The sequence below is a fragment of the Xylanimonas ulmi genome (assembly GCF_004216535.1).
GTDB classification, from domain to species: domain Bacteria; phylum Actinomycetota; class Actinomycetes; order Actinomycetales; family Cellulomonadaceae; genus Xylanimonas; species Xylanimonas ulmi.
In genome coordinates, this window is record NZ_SGWX01000001.1 from 1,264,817 (window position 1) to 1,281,755 (window position 16,939).

A 16,939-nucleotide genomic window follows, 5' to 3' on the forward strand; every position below is an offset into this window, starting at 1 on the left:
CGTGGCGCTGCGTGCGCGTAGAATGGACTGACCTCTTCGGAGTTCGTCGCCCTTCCCGCATTGTCGTGCGCCCCTTCCCCCCGCCAGTTCGGCATGGAAGCGGGCATGTGTGTGTCTGTGTTCCGGGAGCCGCGACCGCCCGTCCACTGTGACGGACAGGACTCCCGCTCCCCGAACTGAAACGGTGCACCTATGCCCACCAGCCCTGACGTCGTCATGCCCGCCGAGCCCGAGACCCCGGCTCTGCCCGGGTTCGACACCCTCGGCCTGCCCGCGGCCCTTGAGGCCGCCGTCGCCGACCTCGGCTTCACGACCCCCTCGGCCATCCAGGCCCAGGCCATCCCGGCGCTGCTCGCCGGCCGCGACATCACCGGTGTCGCCCAGACCGGCACCGGCAAGACCGCGGCGTTCGGCCTCCCGCTGCTCGCCTCCATCGACGACGACGGCGGCCGCCCACGCCTGCAGGGACTCGTCCTGACCCCGACGCGCGAGCTGGCCATCCAGGTGTCCGAGGCCATCGAGTCCTTCGCCACGCACCTGCCCGGCCTGCGCGTCCTGTCCGTCTACGGCGGCGCGCCCTACGTGCCCCAGCAGCGCGCGCTGCGCGACGGCGTCCACGTCGTGGTCGGCACCCCCGGGCGCATCATGGACCACATGGAGCGCGGTGCGCTCGTGCTCGACGAGGTGCGCTTCCTGGTGCTCGACGAGGCCGACGAGATGCTGCGCATGGGCTTCGCCGAGGACGTCGACCAGATCTTCTCCAAGGCGCCCGCCAAGCGACAGGTCGCGCTCTTCTCCGCCACCATGCCGCCCGCGATCCGCGCCGTCGCCGACGCCCACCTCACCGACCCCGTCGAGGTCGCCGTCGCACGCCAGTCCTCGACCGTGTCCTCGGTCCACCAGACCTACGCGATCGTGCCCTTCCGCCACAAGGTCGGCGCCCTGACCCGCATCCTGGCCACGTCTGACGTCGACGCCGCCATCGTCTTCACCCGCACCCGCTCCGCGGCCGAGGAGGTCGGCGCCGCGCTCATCGAGAAGGGCATCTCGGCCGCCACCATCTCCGGCGACGTCGCCCAGAAGGAGCGCGAGAAGATCGTCGAGCGCCTGCGCTCGGGCGCCCTCGACGTGCTCGTCGCCACCGACGTCGCCGCCCGCGGCCTGGACGTCGACCGCATCGGCTTGGTCGTCAACTTCGACATCCCGCGCGAGCCCGAGGCCTACGTGCACCGCATCGGGCGCACCGGCCGCGCCGGGCGCACCGGCCGTGCCGTCTCGTTCGTCACCCCGCACGAGCGCGGCAAGCTCAAGCACATCGAGGCCACCATCAAGGCCAAGATCGAGGAGACCGAGATCCCCTCGCCGCGCGACGTCTCCGCCCACAAGGCCCGCCGCCTGCTCGACAGCGTTCCCGACCGCCGCCAGGCCGGCCGCCTCGACCTGTACGCCCAGCTCGTGCGCGACCTCGTCACGGTCGGTGACGGCGAGCAGCCCGGCGCCGTGGACGGCGCCCAGGCCGTCGACCTGGCCGCGACGCTCCTCGCGCTCGCCGTCGGCGACGACGGTCCGCGCATGCGCGCCGAGCAGGAGGAATACGAGCGGGAGCAGGCCGAGGGGCGCGCCGCGCGCCAGGCCCGTGAGACCCGCAAGCGCGAGGTCGGTGACGGGCGCGGCGCTCGCGGAGACCGGTTCGAGCGCCCCGACCGCCGCCCCGCGCGCGACGGCGACGAGCGTCCCTTCACGCGCGGCGCCAGCATCCGCCGTCCTGCGGCGGGCACGCGGTACCGCGTGTCGGTCGGCCACAAGGACGGCGTCAACCCGGGCGGGATCGTGGGCGCGCTGACCGGCGAGGGCGGCCTGACGGGCTCCGACGTCGGCAAGATCGACATCTTCGCCTCGTTCTCGCTCGTTGACATCACGGCGCCGCTGACGGACACGCAGCTCGACCGCCTCGGGCGCGCGCGTGTGGCCGGCCGCGCGCTGCGCATCACCGTCGACCGCGGCGCCCCCGCGGACGGCGGTCTGCGCGGTCCGCGCACCGAGCGCCACACGCGCTTCGAGCGCCCGAGCCGCGACGAGCGTCCCGCCCGGTCCGACCGCGACGAGCGACCGCGTTACGACCACGCCGACCGCCCGGAGCGGGGCCCGCGCACCGAGCGCGCGTCGTTCGGCGCGCGCAAGCCGCGCTGGTGAGCCCGCGCGCCCACCGGGCGCCCACCCTCACCTGACACGGCGGTGGCCCTGGCTCCTGCGGGAGCCAGGGCCACCGCCGTCATCCGCGGTTCCGCGGGATCGCGCTACTGCGGGGCATCCGGCTCCGACGAGCCAGGCTCTGGCGTCTCGCCCCACCGGCGAACGAGCGTCGACAGGCGTCGCGCCTCGGCCATGCCGCGCTCACCGTCTGCTCGCTGAACGGCCATGACCGGGAGCGTGGTGCCGTCGGCGAGGTCGAGCACCACCCACGGATCGCCGAGCGTCATCCGCACGGCCACGATCTCGGCCCACGCGAGGCGACGGGTGCGCAGGATGTTGCGCACCACGAGCCCGTCCGCCGAGGGCGTCGCGCGCACGCCCCCGAGCCGCCACAGCAGCACGGCGACCACCGCGGCGAACGCGACGAAGCTCCACGTGTTGGCGGCGGCCGAGGCGAGCGGCGCTCGCGCCGACAGGCCGACGAACAGCGATCCGCCGACGGCGAGCGCGCCCACCAGCCATGCCGCGACCGTCGCCCACAGGGGGCGGAACGCGCGCAGCTCGCTGGGGGACGTGGCGCTCGCCTCCGTCAGAGTCGGCTGGCGAGGATCGAGGTGATCAGGACACCGCGCGCGCCGACGTCGTACAGCGCGTCCATGGTGCGGTTCATGGTCGAGCGCTCGACCATGACGCGCACACCCGACCACCCGGACTCGTGCAGCGGCGAGACCGTGGGCGACTCGAACCCCGGCGTGATGCTGACGGCCTCCTCAAGCAGGTCGTTGGGCACCACATAGTCCATGAGAACCCACTGGCGGGCGGTCAGGACGCCCTTCAGACGCCGGGTCAGCACCGAGATCCCGTTGGTGGCGTCGGCGTCGGCTCGGCGGATCAGCACGGCCTCCGAACGCAGGATCGGCTCGCCGAACACCTCAAGCCCTGCCGCGCGCAGCGTCGTGCCGGTCTCGACGACATCGGCGATCACATCAGCCACGCCGAGCTGGACCGAGCTCTCGACCGCGCCGTCGAGGTGCACGATCGCCGCGGGCTCGACGCCCTGGTCGGCCAGGTGGCGCCCCACGAGCGTGGTGTACGACGACGCGACGCGCCTGCCCGCGATCTGCGCGACGTCGCTCAGCGCGCCGGCCGGAGCCGCGAAGCGGAAGGTCGAGCGCGCGAAGCCGAGCGGCAGGTGCTCGACGGCGTCGGCGCCCGAGTCGAGCAGCAGGTCGCGGCCGGTGATTCCGGCGTCGACGGTGCCCTCCCCCACGTACACCGCGACGTCGCGCGGGCGCAGGAAGAAGAACTCGGCGTCGTTGTCAGGGTCGGCGAGCACGAGCTCGCGCGAGTCACGGCGTTGCTTGTAGCCCGCCTCCCGCAGCATCTCGACGGCGGGTTCGGACAGGGAGCCCTTGTTGGGCACGGCGATGCGCAGCATCTGGGACCTCGTTCGGGTGGTCAGGGTGGACGACGGCGGACGTGCGGCGGCGCCGCTCACAGATGCGCGTACACGTCCTTGAGCGTCAGGCCCTTGGCGACCATGAGCACCTGCAGGTGGTAGAGCAGCTGCGAGATCTCCTCCGCGGCCCGGTCGTCACCCTCGTGCTCGGCCGCCATCCAGACCTCGGCGGCCTCCTCCACGATCTTCTTGCCGATCGCATGGACGCCGGCGTCGAGCTCCTTGACGGTGCCCGAGCCCTCCGGGCGGGTCACGGACTTCTCGGTCAGCTCGGCGAACAGCGAGTCGAAGGTCTTCACGGGCCAAGCGTAGGCGACCCGACCCCCTCCTCTGGGCCTGGGTTCGTTGGGCGGCGCGCGGGGTGCGGGTGCTGGAGGCGCTTGGCACACTATTTTCCTCCTGGAAGAAGACGACTCACTGACCGCCGGTCACAACCCGCGCAGTTGGCGGTGCAGTTCGTACCGGCCGCGGCCGGCCACATCGCCGTCGGGCAACGCCGCGCGCAGCGCCACGACCGTCGCGACCGCCGCCTGCGCGGCCTCGTAGCCCTTGTCCTCCCCTGAGCCGGGCAGCCCCGCACGGTCGAGCGCCTGCGCCTCGTCGTCGCAGGTGAGCACACCGAAGCCCACCGGGACACCCGTGCGCACCGACAGCTCGGTCAGGCCCGTCGTCGCGGCCGAGCACACGTAGTCGAAGTGCGGCGTCCCCCCGCGGATCACGACGCCCAGCGAGACGACGGCGTCCGCGCCTGCGGCCACGGCCCGCGAGGCGGCGACGGGCAGCTCGAACGAGCCGGGCACCCGCACCTCGGTCACCTTCTCGACCCCCGCGTCGCCCAGCGCGCGCCGCGCGCCGTCGAGCAGACCGTCCATGACCTGCGTATGCCAGCTCGCCGCGACGACCACGACGCGCAACCCGCGTCCGTCCACGGTCAGGGTGGGTGCTCCGGCGCCGCTCATCGGCTCTCCTTCGTCGGTTCGGGGCCGCCCAGCGTCAGCAGGTGGCCCATGTGCAGCTTCTTGGTGGTCAGGTAGTGCTCGTTCTCGGGCCCCAGGCCGACCTCGATCGGCTCACGCCCGACGACGTCGACGCCCGCGGCGCGCAGTCCCTCGGCCTTGCGCGGGTTGTTGCTCAACAGGCGCACGCGCTCCAGGCCGAGGGCGCGCAGGATCGCCGCCGCCGCGCCGTACTCGCGCGCGTCGATCGGCAGGCCCAGGTCCACATTGGCCTCGACGGTGTCGCGGCCCTGGTCCTGGAGCGCGTAGGCGGCGACCTTGGCTGCCAGCCCGATGCCACGGCCCTCGTGCCCGCCCACGTAGACGACGGCGCCGCCGTGTTGCGCGACGGCGCGCAGCGAGGCCCGCAACTGCGGTCCGCAGTCGCAGCGCAGCGAGCCGAACGCGTCCCCCGTCAGGCACTCCGAGTGGACCCGCACCCACGGCACGGCGTCCGGCTGCGCGCCGGCCGCGACGAGCGCGACGTGCTCGTCGCCCGTGTGCGCGTCGCGGAAGGCGTGCAGCCGGAACACGCCGTGCTCGGTGGGCAGCCGCGCCTGCGCCACATGCTCGACCCGCGCGCCGGTTGAGCCTGTCGAAACCCGCTGGGGGCCGGCGCTGGTTGAGCCTGTCGAAACCCGCTGGGGGCCCGCGCCGGTTGAGCCTGTCGAAACCCAGCGGGGGGTGGTTTCGACAGGCTCGACCACCCGGGGGCTCGTGTCCTCGTGCGCACGCCGCCACGCGACGAGGTCGGCGATGGTCAGCAGCTCCAGGCCCTCGGCCGCCGCGAACGCGCGCGCCTCAGCCAGCCGCACCATCGCGCCGTCGTCGCGCACGAGCTCGCCGATCAGCCCGACCTCGCCCGCGCCGGCCGCCCGGACCAGGTCGACCGCGGCCTCGGTGTGCCCCGGCCGCTCCAGGACGCCGCCCGGCACGGCGCGCAACGGCAGCACGTGGCCCGGCCGGATCAGGTCGGTGGGCGCGGTCGTCGGGTCCGCCAGCACGCGCAGCGTCCGGGCGCGGTCGGCCGCGCTGATGCCCGTGGTCACGCCCGACGCCGCGTCGACCGAGACCGTGTAGGCGGTGCGCCGCGGATCGCGGCTGTCGGTCACCATGAGCGGCAGGCCGAGCGCGTCGGCCCGCGCGGCGGGCATGGGCGCGCACAGGTATCCCGAGGTGTGGCGCACAGTCCAGGCGACCCAGCGCTCCTCGGCGTGGCGTGCGGCCATGACGACGTCGACCTCAGCCTCGCGATCCTCGGCGTCGGCCACGAGCACCGGGAGACCGGCCGCGAGCGCCGCCAGCGCCCGCGCGACGGCGTCGCCGCGCCCCGCGGGTTGTGGTGGGCCGGCGGGGGCCGTCGGGGCGGTCACCGCTCCCCCAGTGCGAGCATGCGTTCGACGTACTTGGCCAGCACGTCGACCTCGACGTTGACGCCGTCGCCGGGTTGGAGGGCGCCGAGGGTGGTGGCGGCGAGGGTGGTGGGGATGAGGGCGACGCCGAACCCGGTGGTGGTGACGTGGGTGACGGTGAGGGAGACGCCGGCGAGTGCGATGGAGCCCTGGGGGGCGACGTAGCGGCGCAGAGGCTCGGGCAGGTCGAAGGTGAGCTCGTCCCAGCGTGGCCCGGGGGTGCGCGACGTGAGTGTGGCGACGCCGTCGACGTGGCCTTGGACCACGTGCCCGTCGAGCCGTCCGGCTGCGGGCACGGCGCGCTCCAGGTTGACCTGTGCGCCCGGCCGCAGTGCGCCGAGCGTGGTCAGGCGCAGGGTCTGGGGCATGACGTCGGCGGTGAACGCGCCGCCGGGCAGGTCGACGACGGTGAGGCAGACGCCGTCGACGGCGATGGAGGCGCCGTGCCGGGCGTCGGCGGTGACGTGGTCGGCCTCGATGGTGAGCACGGCGTCGCGGCCGTCTCCGCGGTGTTCGAGGGCGCGGACGCGGCCGCGCTCCTCGACGATTCCGGTGAACATCAGTGCTCCTTGCCGGTGGTGTGGGCGGGGTCTGTGGGATGGGCCGGCTCGCTGACGTGGGCTGGCTCGGTGGGGTCGACGGGCTCGGTCGGCTCGGCGCGTGCGACGAGCAGGGCGTCGTCGCCGAGGCGCTGGACGCTGACGGTTCGCCAGCGGGGTGCGCCGGACAACGTGGTGACGCCGAACGGGGCGACGGCGGAGGGTCCGGCGCCGAGCAGGACGGGGGCGAGGTAGGCGTGCACCTCGTCGACGACGCCGGCGGCGAGCAGCGCGGTGGCGAGCGCGGGTCCGCCCTCGACGAGCAGGTGGCGCACCTCGCGCTCGTGCAGCGCGGCGAGCACGGTCGCCGCGTCGTGGGTGCGCAGCCGCACGACCTGCCCCCCGGGACCGTGCAGCCGGGCGCCGGGCGGCAGGTCGCGGTGGCCGACGACGACGCGCAGGGGCTGGTGGCCGGCGAGGGCGCCGTCGGGCGTGCGCGCGGTGAGGGCGGGGTCGTCGGCGAGCGCGGTACCCGTGGTGACGGCGATGGCGTCGACCGTGGCGCGCACGGCGTGGGCGTGGGCGCGCGCGGCGGGGCCGGTGATCCAGCGGCTCGTGCCGTCGGGGGCGGCGACGCGTCCGTCGAGCGTGGTGGCGAGCTTGAGGGTGACGTAGGGGCGTGCGGCGCGCAGGGCGTGGCGCCAGGCGCGCACGAGGTCGAGGGACGCCGCGGCGCGCAGCCCGCCGCTGACGAGGACTCCGTGCGCGCGCAGGGTCTGGGCTCCCCCGCCCGACGCCTGGCCGGGGTCGTCGAGCGCGTAGACCACCTCGGCGACGGCCGCGTCGAGCAGGGCGCGCGCGCACGGGCCCGTGCGGCCGGTGTGGTCGCAGGGTTCGAGCGTGACGACGGCGGTGGCAGCGCGGGGGTCGTTCCCGCGCTCGCGGGCGTCGGCGAGCGCGGCGACCTCGGCGTGGTCGGTCCCCGCTCCGCGGTGCCAGCCCTCGCCGATGACGCGCCGCGCGACGTCCCCGGGCCGCTGGGGGGCGAGCAGCACGCAGCCGACGCGCGGGTTGGGGCCGTGCGCGGGTCCACGGGCGGCGAGCGTGAGCGCACGGTCCATCGCGGCGGCGAGGTCCGCCACGTGCGTTGGCGTCGTGCCCATCGGTCCTCCGGAGCCTCGGCGCTCCGGGGTCCACGACCGGCGGCATGCCCGCAAGGGCACGCCGCGGCGTGTCACGGCGCGCGATGGCGCACGCCGCCCATGCTTCCTCCCATCCGGACTCTCACCGTCGGCCCTGGAGTTCCACCAGGTCGGCCACACCAGATCGCTCTCGTGTGGTTCGCGGGCTGTCACCGCCGGCTCGGAATTTCACCGACCCCGGAGCATGTTTGGACCCGATGCTGCCAGGCGAGGGCCTGTGCGCGCAACGTGCGGTCGCGCGCCGTCCGGAGCACGAGACGGCGCGGGCGGGCAGGGGCGGCTACGGGCGGTGGCCTGCGGGCCACGCGTCAGGCAGTCCGCCGTCCGCGGCGGGCGGCACGACGCCGTCGAAGGGCGTGACGGTGCGCAGCCCGCCCGGCTCGCCCACCGACGCGTCGGCCGGGGACCGCTGCAGGATCACCACGACCGTCTGGTCGGTGTCGAGCGGGTCGCCGCCGGGGTAGCGCTCTCCCGAGCCGTCGCACGTCACGGGGGTCGACGTGACGGTGATCCGCTCCCCCGGCTCCGCTCCGTCACCGGCCAGGACGGCCTGGACGTCCAGCTCCCAGCGCTGGGCCCGCACACCGAAGGCCGTGGTCGAGCCCGCCGGCCCGACGACGTCGCCGCGCACCACGAGGTGGCCCTGCGCGGCCGCCGCGGGGGTGTCGAAGGTCACCCAGTCCACGCACGCCTCGCCGGGGCCGGTGGCGGCACAACCGCCGGCGACCGCGAGCGCCGCAGCGAGCGCCCCGACGAGGGTTGTGAGCGTCGTGATCGTCCTTCGGACCATGGCTGCCTCCCGTGTCGGCCTTGTCAGGCGGGCTGTGCGGACTCGTCAGTGCGGGTGCGCGTCGGCGAGCGCGCGCAGCGCGGCGATCTCGGCGGGTAGGTCGTCGGCGCCGTAGACGGCGGAGCCTGCGACGAACACGTTGGCGCCGGCGTCGGCGGCACGCTCGATGGTCGCGCGTGAGACGCCCCCGTCGACCTGCACCCACACGTCGAGGCCCGCGGCGCTGATGGCCTGGCGGGCGCGGCGGATCTTGGGCAGCGTGCCCTCGATGAACGACTGACCGCCGAAGCCCGGCTCGACGGTCATGACGAGGATCATGTCGACCTCGGCGAGCAGGTCGAGGAACGGCTCGACGGTGGTGGCGGGGCGCAGGGCGACGCCGGCGCGGGCGCCCAGGCGGCGCAGCTCGCGGGCGAGGCGTACGGGCGCCTGCGCGGCCTCGGCGTGGAACGTGACGGACGCGGCGCCGGCCTCGGCGTAGGCGGGCGCCCAACGGTCGGGGTCGTCGATCATGAGGTGCGCGTCGAGCGGCAGCGGCGAGATCGCGGCGAGGCGGTCGAACACCGGCAGGCCCAGAGTCAGGTTCGGCACGAAGTGGTTGTCCATGACGTCCACATGCGCGTAGTCGGCCGACGCGATGGCGTGCAGGTCACGCTCGAGGTTCGCGAAGTCTGCGGACAGGATGCTCGGGCTGATCAAGGCTGCCATGGCCAACAGCGTAGGGGGAGCTGCGTGGGGTCGACGGGTGGCGGCGGATCGCGAGCCGTCAGCGCACTCTGCGCACCAAGGTCAGGTGCATCGCGTCGGTGCCGTGCACATGCGGCCACAGCTGGGCGTCCGCCCGGTCCCCCAGCGGCAGGTCGACGCCGGGCGCCACGACCGCGCGCAGCGCGGCCGGCGCGTCGATGCGCTCGGCATCGGGCACGCCGTCGACGCGGCGGCGGCGCAGCACGTCGTCGACGACCAGGCGGGTCTCGGCCAGGTGCGGCGAGCACGTCACGTACGCGACCACCCCGCCCACGCGCACGGCGTCGATCGCGCAGGACAGCAGCTCGCGCTGCAGCCCGGTCAGGGCCGACAGGTCCGCGGGAGTGCGCCGCCAGCGTGACTCGGGCCGGCGGCGCAGCGCGCCCAGCCCCGTGCAGGGCGCGTCGACCAGCACTCGGTCGTACGCGCCGGGCTCCTGCTCGCCGACCTCGCGCCCGTCACCGGTGCGCACGCGTTCCACGACGCCGTCGGGCACGGCGCGCAGCGCTTTGGCGACCAGGCGTGCGCGATGCGGCGCGACCTCGTTGGCCACCAGCGTCGCCCCGCGCTGGGCGGCCAGCGCCGCGAGCAGCGCCGCCTTGCCGCCCGGACCGGCGCACAGGTCGAGCCAGCGCGCGTCACGCCCCTCGAGCGGCGCCGCGGCCAGCGCGAGGGCCACGACCTGGGACCCCTCGTCCTGGACGCCCGCGCGACCGTCGGCGACCGCGGGCAGGAGCAGCGGATCCTGCCCGCCCAGCACCAGCGCCGTCGGCGCCCACCGGCCGGAGTCCAGGCGCATCCCGTCGGGCGCCTGCCCGCGCAGCTCGGTGACGCTCACCAGGCCGGGGCGGGCGACCAGCGTGACGCGCGGCGCGGTGTTGTCGGCTTCCAGGAGCGCGTCGAGCTCGGCCGGATCGCGTCCGTCGCCCGCGAGCGCCTCACGCAGCGCCCGGGCGATCCACACGGGGTGCGAGCCGACGACGGCGGAGGCGGTCACGGCGTCCGGGGCGGCAGCGCGCAACAGGTCGAGCCACTCCGGCAGCGGTGTGCGCGCGACCTTGCGCAGCACGGCGTTGACCATCTGCGCCGGGCCCGTCCCCACGCGCTCGCGCGCCAAGCCCACCGTCTCGGAGACGGCCGCGTGCTGGGGCACACGCATGCCGAGGACCTGATGGGCGCCCAGGCGCAGCACGTCGAGCAGCGGTGGGTCGAGCCGGTCGAGCGGCCGGTCCACGCAACGGGCCAGGATCGCGTCATAGCGCCCGCGCAGGCGCAGCGTGCCGTAGGCGAGCTCGGTGGCGAACGCGGCGTCGCGTCCCGTCACACCGCGTTCGCGCAACAGGGGCGGCAGCACCAGGTTGGCGTAGGCGTCCGAGGCGTCGACCTCACGCAGCACGTCGAACGCCGCCGTGCGCGCCGGGTCGGAGCCGCGCCGACGCTGCGAAGGGGCCTGCGCGGTGCGGGTGCGCTCACCGCGCGCCCGGGCCGCGCCGCGCTGACGCCCGCGGCTGTCACGGCGTTCGTCGCTCATCGTGCGCTCTCCGTCACGGCCGCGGCCTCCGGCGCGACGCCGAGGGTCGTGTCCGGTGTCAGGCGCGCCCCACGCGCCCAGTCAGGCGCTGCCATCGGCCGCTTGCCCACGGGCTGGACCAGACCCAACTCGACCGCGTGTGTCGCTGTGCCCACGAGCACCTCGCGCTTGGCGGGCCGCACCCGCCCAGGCGGCAGGTCGGTGACGTCGGGCCGGGGCGTCACGGGCCCCAGGCCCAGGCGCACGGCGGCGCCGTCCGGCCCGGGCACGGTGGTCCAGGCGCCCGGCGCGGGCGTGCAGCCGCGCACGAGCCGGTCGACCGCGAGCGCCGGGGTGTGGAAGTCGACGCGGGCGTCGGCGGTGGTGAGCTTGGGCGCGGCGCTGACCCCGTCGCCCGGCTGCGGCTGCGGGATCAGGTCGTCGGCCTCAAGCGCGTCGAGCGTGGCCACGAGCAGGCCCGCGCCGGCGTGCGCGAGGCGGTCGAGCAGGTCCCCCGAGGTGTCGCGGGGCCGGACGGTCTCGGTCAGCGTGCCGAGCACCGGGCCGGTGTCCATGCCCTCGTCGAGAAGGAATGTGGTGGCGCCGGTGATCTCGTCCCCGGCGATGAGGGCGCGCTGCACAGGCGCGGCGCCGCGCCAGGCGGGCAGGATCGAGAAGTGCAGGTTGACCCAGCCGCGGCGGGGCACGGCGAGCACGTCGGGGCGCAGCAGGTGGCCGTAGGCGACCACGGGCGCCGCGTCGACGTCGAGGTCGCGCAGGAGGGTGACGAACTCCTCACCGCGTGGGACGTCGGTGATGACGGGCACGCCCGCGGCCTCGGCCGCGACGCGCACGGGCGACGGCGCCTGCTTTCGCCCGCGCCCGGCGGGCGCGTCGGCGCGCGTCAGGACGGCGACGACCTCGTGGCGGGAGGCGAGCAGGGCCTCAAGCGACGGGACGGCGGCCTCAGGGGTTCCGGCGAAGAGCAGACGCACCCCGCGATCCTACGTTCGTCCGCCGCCGTGGAGGCCGCGGGCGCGGGCGAGTAGCGTCTGACGACGTGTCTGCGGCTCGTGTGCGTCCCTACCGCGTCCTGGCGGCGCGTGCGGGGCGTGTGCTGACGGTGGGAGCCCTCGCGTTCGGCCCGATGGCGTTCGGCTCGACCGCGACGTCCGGCCTCTCGCCCCTGACCGCCGCGCCCGCCGTCGCCGCGCCGGCGCTGGCCGAGCGCGCGGTGGCCGAGCGCGCGTCGGCCGCCGTGCGGCCCCGGCCCTTCCCGGACTCCGTCGCGCCGCTCCCGACGCCCCACGGCCCCGCGCGGGAGAGCGTCCAGGACTGGCGGGCGCGCGCCGACGACGCGGCGAGCCTGCTGGTCGTCGTCAACAAGCGCCGCCCCCTGGCGCCGCTCACCTACGAGCCCACCGACCTGCGCGCCGTCGACGGCGTGGTGTTGCGCGCACCGGCGGCCGACGCGTTCGCGGGCCTCGCGGCAGCGGCGGCGACGGCCGGCGTCCCGGTGCGCGCCCGCAGCGGCTATCGCTCCTACGCCGACCAGGAGGCCACGCACGCGGCGTGGGAGCGCGCGCTCGGCGCGGCGGCGGCGGACGCGCAGTCCGCGCGCGCCGGGCACTCCGAGCACCAGACGGGCCTGGCGGTCGACGTGATGCCCGTCGGCGGCGCCTGCCAGGACTTCGACTGCTTCGCCGAGACGCCCCAGGCCGCGTGGCTTGCCGACAACGCCGCCAGGTTCGGGTTCGTGGTCCGGTACGCGAACGGCCAGGAGGCCGTGACCGGCTACACACCCGAGCCATGGCACCTGAGATATGTGGGCGTTGAGCCGGCGTCCGCGCTCGCGGCCTCGGGCGCGGCGAGCGTCGAGGAGTACCTCGGGCTGCCCGCCGCCCCCACCTACGCCGACGCGGGCTGATCACCGGCGGACCTTCGCCCACAGGTGGCGACGCACAGCCGACGATGCTCAGACTCAGTCGGACGGTGGGCGCACCCCCACGCCCAAGCGCACCAGCGCACGCCGCAACGCCGCGGTGGTGGTGAAGCGCACCGCGTGGAAGCCGAGGGCCGCGGCCGCGGCGACGTTCACGGGCGAGTCGTCGACGAACACCGCGCGCGTGGGTGTCACGCCGTAGAGCGCGGCGAGGTGGCGGAAGATCGCGGGGTCGGGCTTGGCCATCCCCACACGCCCCGACACGACGACGCCGTCCATGAGGCCGATCGCAGGGGCGGCGGGCTCGGCGTGGTGGAACGTCTCGGCCCACCAGTTGGTCAGGCCGTACAGCCGCAGGCCCAGGCCGCGCAGCTCGCCCACGAGCTCAGCGGAGCCCTCGACCGGGCCGGCGAGGGTGTCGGCGTACCTCTCCAGGTAGGTGTCGAGGAACGGCGCCCAGCGGGGCGTGGCCGCCGCGGCCCGCGCGCGGGCGGCGGCGAAGGGCTCAGCTCCGGCGTCCATGCGCTGGTTGAACGCCGCGAAGTCAAACGACGCGAAGAACGCCTCGACCTTTGCCGGGTCCACGCCCCGGTACGCGCCGCGCGGGTCCCAACGCACCAGGACGTTGCCGAAGTCGTACACGACCGTGTCGATCACGTCGGGCTGCGTGCGGGGCGTCACACCATCTCCTCGGGGTCGAGTCGCACCCGCACGGTACCCGGCTCGCGCCGCGCCGATCGCACGGCCAGCGAGGCCCGCAGCTGTTGGGCCAGCTCCAGCCCGTCCCGCGGGGGCACGCGCACGACGACGCGCACGGGCACGGCGTCGAACAGGCTGCCGTCGCCGACGCCGTCGGGCTCGGTCTCCACGGGTCCGAGCGTCGTGGCGGGCGTGGCCAGGTCGACCCGGCCAACAACAGCGCCCACGGCCGCGCGGTCGCCCGTCACTGACGCGACGCGCACCGCGGGCGGCAGCGCGAGCTCGACGCGCTCGGCGAGCTCGCGCGCCGCGAACCCGCCCGGGTCGAAGCGCACGAATGCGCCGGTCGGGCCCGGCGCGGCGTCGCCCACGAGCAGCACCTGGCCGCCCGCGCTCGCCGGGCGCACCAGGTGGGCCGCCGCCAGCCAGCGGTGCAGGGCGCGGGTTCCGGTCGCCAGGCCGAGTGTCGCGGTCGCGACCGCGGCGTCTAGCAGCAGGGCCGCGGTGTACCCGCCGTCGGCGACGGGCTCGGCGCCGGGGGTCGCAACGACGACTGCGGGGCGCGCGGGCACCCGGTCGAGCACGCCGCCGGGCGCCGTGGAGGCCGACACGCGCACGGGCACGCCCGGGAATGCCCGGCCCAGCTCCTCTGCGGTGCGCTCGGTGCCGACGCGCACGGCCCGCAGCCCCGTCGCCCCGCACTCCCCGCACCGCCACGCGCCCGCGAGCCGACCGCACCACCGGCACTGCGGCGCCGCGCCCGCATCGCCGAGCCCGAGCGGACCGTGGCACGCCTCGCAGGCCGCGGGCGTGCGGCAGGCCGCACACGCGACGACCGGCAGGTAGCCCGTGCGCGGCACCTGGACGAGCACGGGGCCGTGCGCGAGCGCGTCGTGCGCCGCGCGCCACGCCGCCGTCGGGATGCGCGCGCCCGCGCCGGGCCCCTCGGAGGCCAGCTCGACCGACGTCAGCGCGCGCACGCGCGCCGCCCGGGCGCGCACCACGTCGCGGGGCGCGACGACCTCGTGCGCCCACCCGTCCAGCAGCGCCTGCGCCTGCGCGGTGCGCCCGGGCGAGCCGAGCAGGAACGCCGCCCCCTCCAGGTCGCTGCGCAGCGCCAGCACGTCGCGCGCGTGCGGGTACGGCGCGTGCGGCTCGGCGAGCGTGTCCTCACCGTCGCCCCACACCGCGATGAGCCCCAGATCGGCCACGGGCGCGAACATCGCCGCCCGCGTGCCGACCACGACCCGCGCGTGGCCGCGCGCCGCGGCCAGGAACGCCCGATACCGGGGCGCGGCGCCGTCCTCGGCGAGCAGGCGCACGACGCCGGGCGCCCCCGCCGTCTCCAGCGCGGCGCCGACCCGCGCGGCGTCGCGCGCGTCGGGCACGACGACCAACGACCCACGGCCCGCGGCCGCCGCCGCGCGCACCGCCATGGCGACGGCTGCCGCCCAGTGCGGCAGCGTGGGTGTGGCGCCCGGCGCGACGGGCGCCGCCAGGCCCGGAAGCGGCGTCCAGACCGCCTTCGGCGCCCCACCGCCCGACACGTGCGCCAAGAACGCCTCCCCGCCCCGGTAGTCGGACCACAGACCCGCCCACGCGGCGGGGGCCGCGCCGAGCACGTCGTCCGGAGTGGGCGCCTCCTGGCTCTCGGTGCGCGCGTGCCGTGGCGGCACGGCCAGCCGCAGCACGTCGGCGGTCGTCCCGGCCCACCGCTCGGCGACGGCGCGCGCGAGTCGCAGCGTCGCGGGAGTCAGGACCGGCTCGGGCGAGACGAGCCGCCGCAGCGGCGCCAGACGACCGTCATGGTCGGACTCGGCCAGGCGCGCCACGACGAAACCGTCGACCTCCTGGGCGCCGAAGCGGACGCGAACCCGCGCGCCGGGACGGACGCCGTCGGCCATGGCCGCGGGCACAAGGTAGTCGTACTCGCGGTCCAGGTGCGCCGGCTGCAGGTCGAGCACCACGCGCGCCACGGGGAGGTCGGCGGCCATCTCCTGCGCGCCGAGGGGCGTCGCACGCCGACGCCTCGCGGGTCGCGGCGCGACCTCGGCCAGCGCGAGCAGCGCGTCTTGAGCCTGCCCGTCAGCGGCGTCAGCGCCGGGCGCGACGACGTCGGAGGAGCTCATGACCCGACCTCACCACACGCCGCCGACACCGGGCGCTGGCGACGCACCCGACTCAGGCGGCGCCCACCGCGGCCTGGAGCGCCGCGACGCGGTCCGTGCGCTCCCACGTGAACTCGGGCAGCTCGCGCCCGAAGTGCCCGTAGGTGGCCGTCTTGGCGTAGATGGGCCGCAGGAGCTGCAGGTCCGCGATGATGGCCGCCGGGCGCAGGTCGAACACTGCCTCGATGGCGGCGCGGATGCGCTCGACCGGGACCGACTCGGTGCCGAAGGTCTCGACGTACAGGCCCACGGGGTGCGCGCGGCCGATCGCGTAGGCGACCTGCACCTCGCAGCGGCGCGCCAGCCCCGCCGCGACGACGTTCTTGGCGACCCAGCGCATCGCGTACGCCGCGGAGCGGTCGACCTTCGACGGGTCCTTGCCCGAGAACGCGCCGCCGCCGTGGCGCGCCATGCCGCCGTAGGTGTCGACGATGATCTTGCGCCCCGTCAGCCCCGCGTCACCCTGCGGTCCGCCGATCACGAACTTGCCGGTCGGGTTGACGTAGAGCCGGTGCTCGGACACGTCGAGGTCGACCGCCTCCAGCACGGGCGCCACGACCTTGTCGGCGACCTCCTTGAAGAGGGTCTCCTGGAGCACGTCGGCGTCGTGCTGCGTCGAGACGACCACGCTGTCCAGGCGCACGGGACGGTCGCCGTCGTAGGCGACGGTCACCTGGGTCTTGCCGTCGGGGCGCAGTCCGCGGACCTCACCGGTGCGGCGCACCGCGGCCAGACGCTCGGCGAGCCGGTGCGAGAGCCAGATGGGCAGCGGCATGAGCTGCGGCGTCTCATCGCACGCGTACCCGAACATCAGGCCCTGGTCGCCGGCGCCCTGGGCGTCGAGCGGATCGTGGTCGGCGGCGTCATCGCGCTGCTCGGCCGACTTGTCGACACCCTGCGCGATGTCGGGCGACTGCTGGCCGATCGAGACCGACACGCCGCACGACGCGCCGTCGAACCCGATCGCCGACGACGTGTAGCCGATGCGCTTGACCACGTCCCGCACGATCTGCGGAATCTCGACATACGCGCTGGTGGTGACCTCACCGGCGACATGCACAAGGCCCGTGGTGACCATCGTCTCGACGGCGACGCGCGAGGTCGGGTCCTGCTCGAGCAGCGCGTCGAGGACGGCGTCGGAGATCTGGTCGCAGACCTTGTCCGGATGACCCTCGGTCACAGACTCGGACGTGAACAGGCGCAGGGCTTCGGTCATGCCGAACAGCCTACGGCCGAACTCCGCTCCCAACCGCACCAAGAGCCCCGTGATGTCTCGCACCTCG

At 75.6% G+C, this 16,939-nt stretch carries 16 protein-coding genes and 1 riboswitch; of the genes, 2 read left to right on the forward strand and 14 right to left on the reverse strand.

All coding sequences use genetic code 11. From position 1 onward, the window contains the following. The first annotated feature begins 192 nt into the window (after positions 1-192). A complete protein-coding gene (locus EV386_RS05810; protein ID WP_130413164.1) occupies positions 193-2,193 on the forward strand; it encodes a DEAD/DEAH box helicase in 2,001 nt (666 codons plus the stop codon). A 104-nt stretch (positions 2,194-2,297) separates the two neighbouring features. On the opposite strand, the gene EV386_RS05815 is transcribed toward EV386_RS05810, so the two are convergent. The 11 genes from EV386_RS05815 to fmt all read right to left on the reverse strand — a co-directional run bounded on the left by EV386_RS05815 (position 2,298) and on the right by fmt (position 11,842). Beyond that, positions 2,298-2,708 carry a PH domain-containing protein gene (locus tag EV386_RS05815; protein WP_242607845.1) on the reverse strand — a complete coding sequence of 137 codons (411 nt, stop codon included), beginning with the start codon at positions 2,706-2,708 and terminating at the stop codon, positions 2,298-2,300. A 74-nt stretch (positions 2,709-2,782) separates the two neighbouring features. Beyond that, entirely contained in the window at positions 2,783-3,631 is an 849-nt protein-coding gene (hisG, locus tag EV386_RS05820; protein ID WP_130413166.1) for an ATP phosphoribosyltransferase, read from the reverse strand. Positions 3,632-3,687: 56 nt separating this feature from the next. Next, complete coding sequence (locus EV386_RS05825) at positions 3,688-3,951, reverse strand: phosphoribosyl-ATP diphosphatase (RefSeq protein WP_130413168.1); 264 nt, start codon at positions 3,949-3,951, stop codon at positions 3,688-3,690. A 129-nt stretch (positions 3,952-4,080) separates the two neighbouring features. Beyond that, positions 4,081-4,611, reverse strand: a complete 531-nt coding sequence (gene ribH / locus EV386_RS05830) for a 6,7-dimethyl-8-ribityllumazine synthase (RefSeq protein ID WP_130413170.1) — start codon at positions 4,609-4,611, stop codon at positions 4,081-4,083. Continuing rightward, positions 4,608-6,020, reverse strand: coding sequence for a GTP cyclohydrolase II (gene ribA, locus EV386_RS05835; protein ID WP_130413172.1), 1,413 nt, complete (start codon positions 6,018-6,020; stop codon positions 4,608-4,610). Before ribA ends, ribH begins: the two co-directional genes overlap by 4 nt. After that, positions 6,017-6,619, reverse strand: coding sequence for a riboflavin synthase (locus EV386_RS05840; RefSeq protein WP_130413174.1), 603 nt, complete (start codon positions 6,617-6,619; stop codon positions 6,017-6,019). Before EV386_RS05840 ends, ribA begins: the two co-directional genes overlap by 4 nt. Continuing rightward, positions 6,619-7,761, reverse strand: coding sequence for a bifunctional diaminohydroxyphosphoribosylaminopyrimidine deaminase/5-amino-6-(5-phosphoribosylamino)uracil reductase RibD (ribD, locus tag EV386_RS05845; protein ID WP_242607846.1), 1,143 nt, complete (start codon positions 7,759-7,761; stop codon positions 6,619-6,621). Before ribD ends, EV386_RS05840 begins: the two co-directional genes overlap by 1 nt. 96 nt (positions 7,762-7,857) lie before the next feature. Then, positions 7,858-7,989: riboswitch (FMN riboswitch) on the reverse strand. Positions 7,990-8,080: 91 nt separating this feature from the next. Then, positions 8,081-8,590, reverse strand: a complete 510-nt coding sequence (locus EV386_RS05850) for a hypothetical protein (RefSeq protein WP_130413176.1) — start codon at positions 8,588-8,590, stop codon at positions 8,081-8,083. 45 nt (positions 8,591-8,635) lie between these two features. Next, the gene (rpe, locus tag EV386_RS05855; RefSeq protein ID WP_130413178.1) at positions 8,636-9,298 is read right to left on the reverse strand and encodes a ribulose-phosphate 3-epimerase; all 663 of its coding nucleotides are present in this window, start codon (positions 9,296-9,298) and stop codon (positions 8,636-8,638) included. A gap of 58 nt (positions 9,299-9,356) precedes the next feature. Continuing rightward, the gene (locus EV386_RS05860; protein WP_130413180.1) at positions 9,357-10,868 is read right to left on the reverse strand and encodes an RsmB/NOP family class I SAM-dependent RNA methyltransferase; all 1,512 of its coding nucleotides are present in this window, start codon (positions 10,866-10,868) and stop codon (positions 9,357-9,359) included. Then, on the reverse strand, positions 10,865-11,842 hold the full coding sequence (fmt, locus tag EV386_RS05865) for a methionyl-tRNA formyltransferase (RefSeq protein WP_130413182.1): 978 nt from the start codon (positions 11,840-11,842) through the stop codon (positions 10,865-10,867). Before fmt ends, EV386_RS05860 begins: the two co-directional genes overlap by 4 nt. A 65-nt stretch (positions 11,843-11,907) precedes the next feature. On the opposite strand from fmt, the gene EV386_RS05870 reads away from it, so the two are divergent. Beyond that, entirely contained in the window at positions 11,908-12,774 is an 867-nt protein-coding gene (locus EV386_RS05870; RefSeq protein ID WP_130413184.1) for a M15 family metallopeptidase, read from the forward strand. Between the two features lie 54 nt (positions 12,775-12,828). Here EV386_RS05870 and EV386_RS05875 read toward each other — a convergent pair whose 3' ends face one another. From EV386_RS05875 to metK, 3 genes are read right to left on the reverse strand one after another with little or no spacing between them, the layout of a single operon-like run. Next, positions 12,829-13,470: an HAD family hydrolase gene (locus EV386_RS05875; RefSeq protein WP_130413186.1), complete on the reverse strand. Its 642-nt coding sequence runs from the start codon at positions 13,468-13,470 to the stop codon at positions 12,829-12,831. Further along, complete coding sequence (locus tag EV386_RS05880; RefSeq protein ID WP_130413188.1) at positions 13,467-15,617, reverse strand: primosomal protein N' family DNA-binding protein; 2,151 nt, start codon at positions 15,615-15,617, stop codon at positions 13,467-13,469. The genes EV386_RS05875 and EV386_RS05880 overlap by 4 nt, the downstream gene beginning before the upstream one ends. Positions 15,618-15,669: 52 nt before the next feature. Beyond that, positions 15,670-16,872 (reverse strand): methionine adenosyltransferase, encoded by a 1,203-nt coding sequence (gene metK, locus EV386_RS05885; protein ID WP_130413190.1) that lies wholly within the window; start codon positions 16,870-16,872, stop codon positions 15,670-15,672. Between the last annotated feature and the right edge of the window lie 67 nt (positions 16,873-16,939).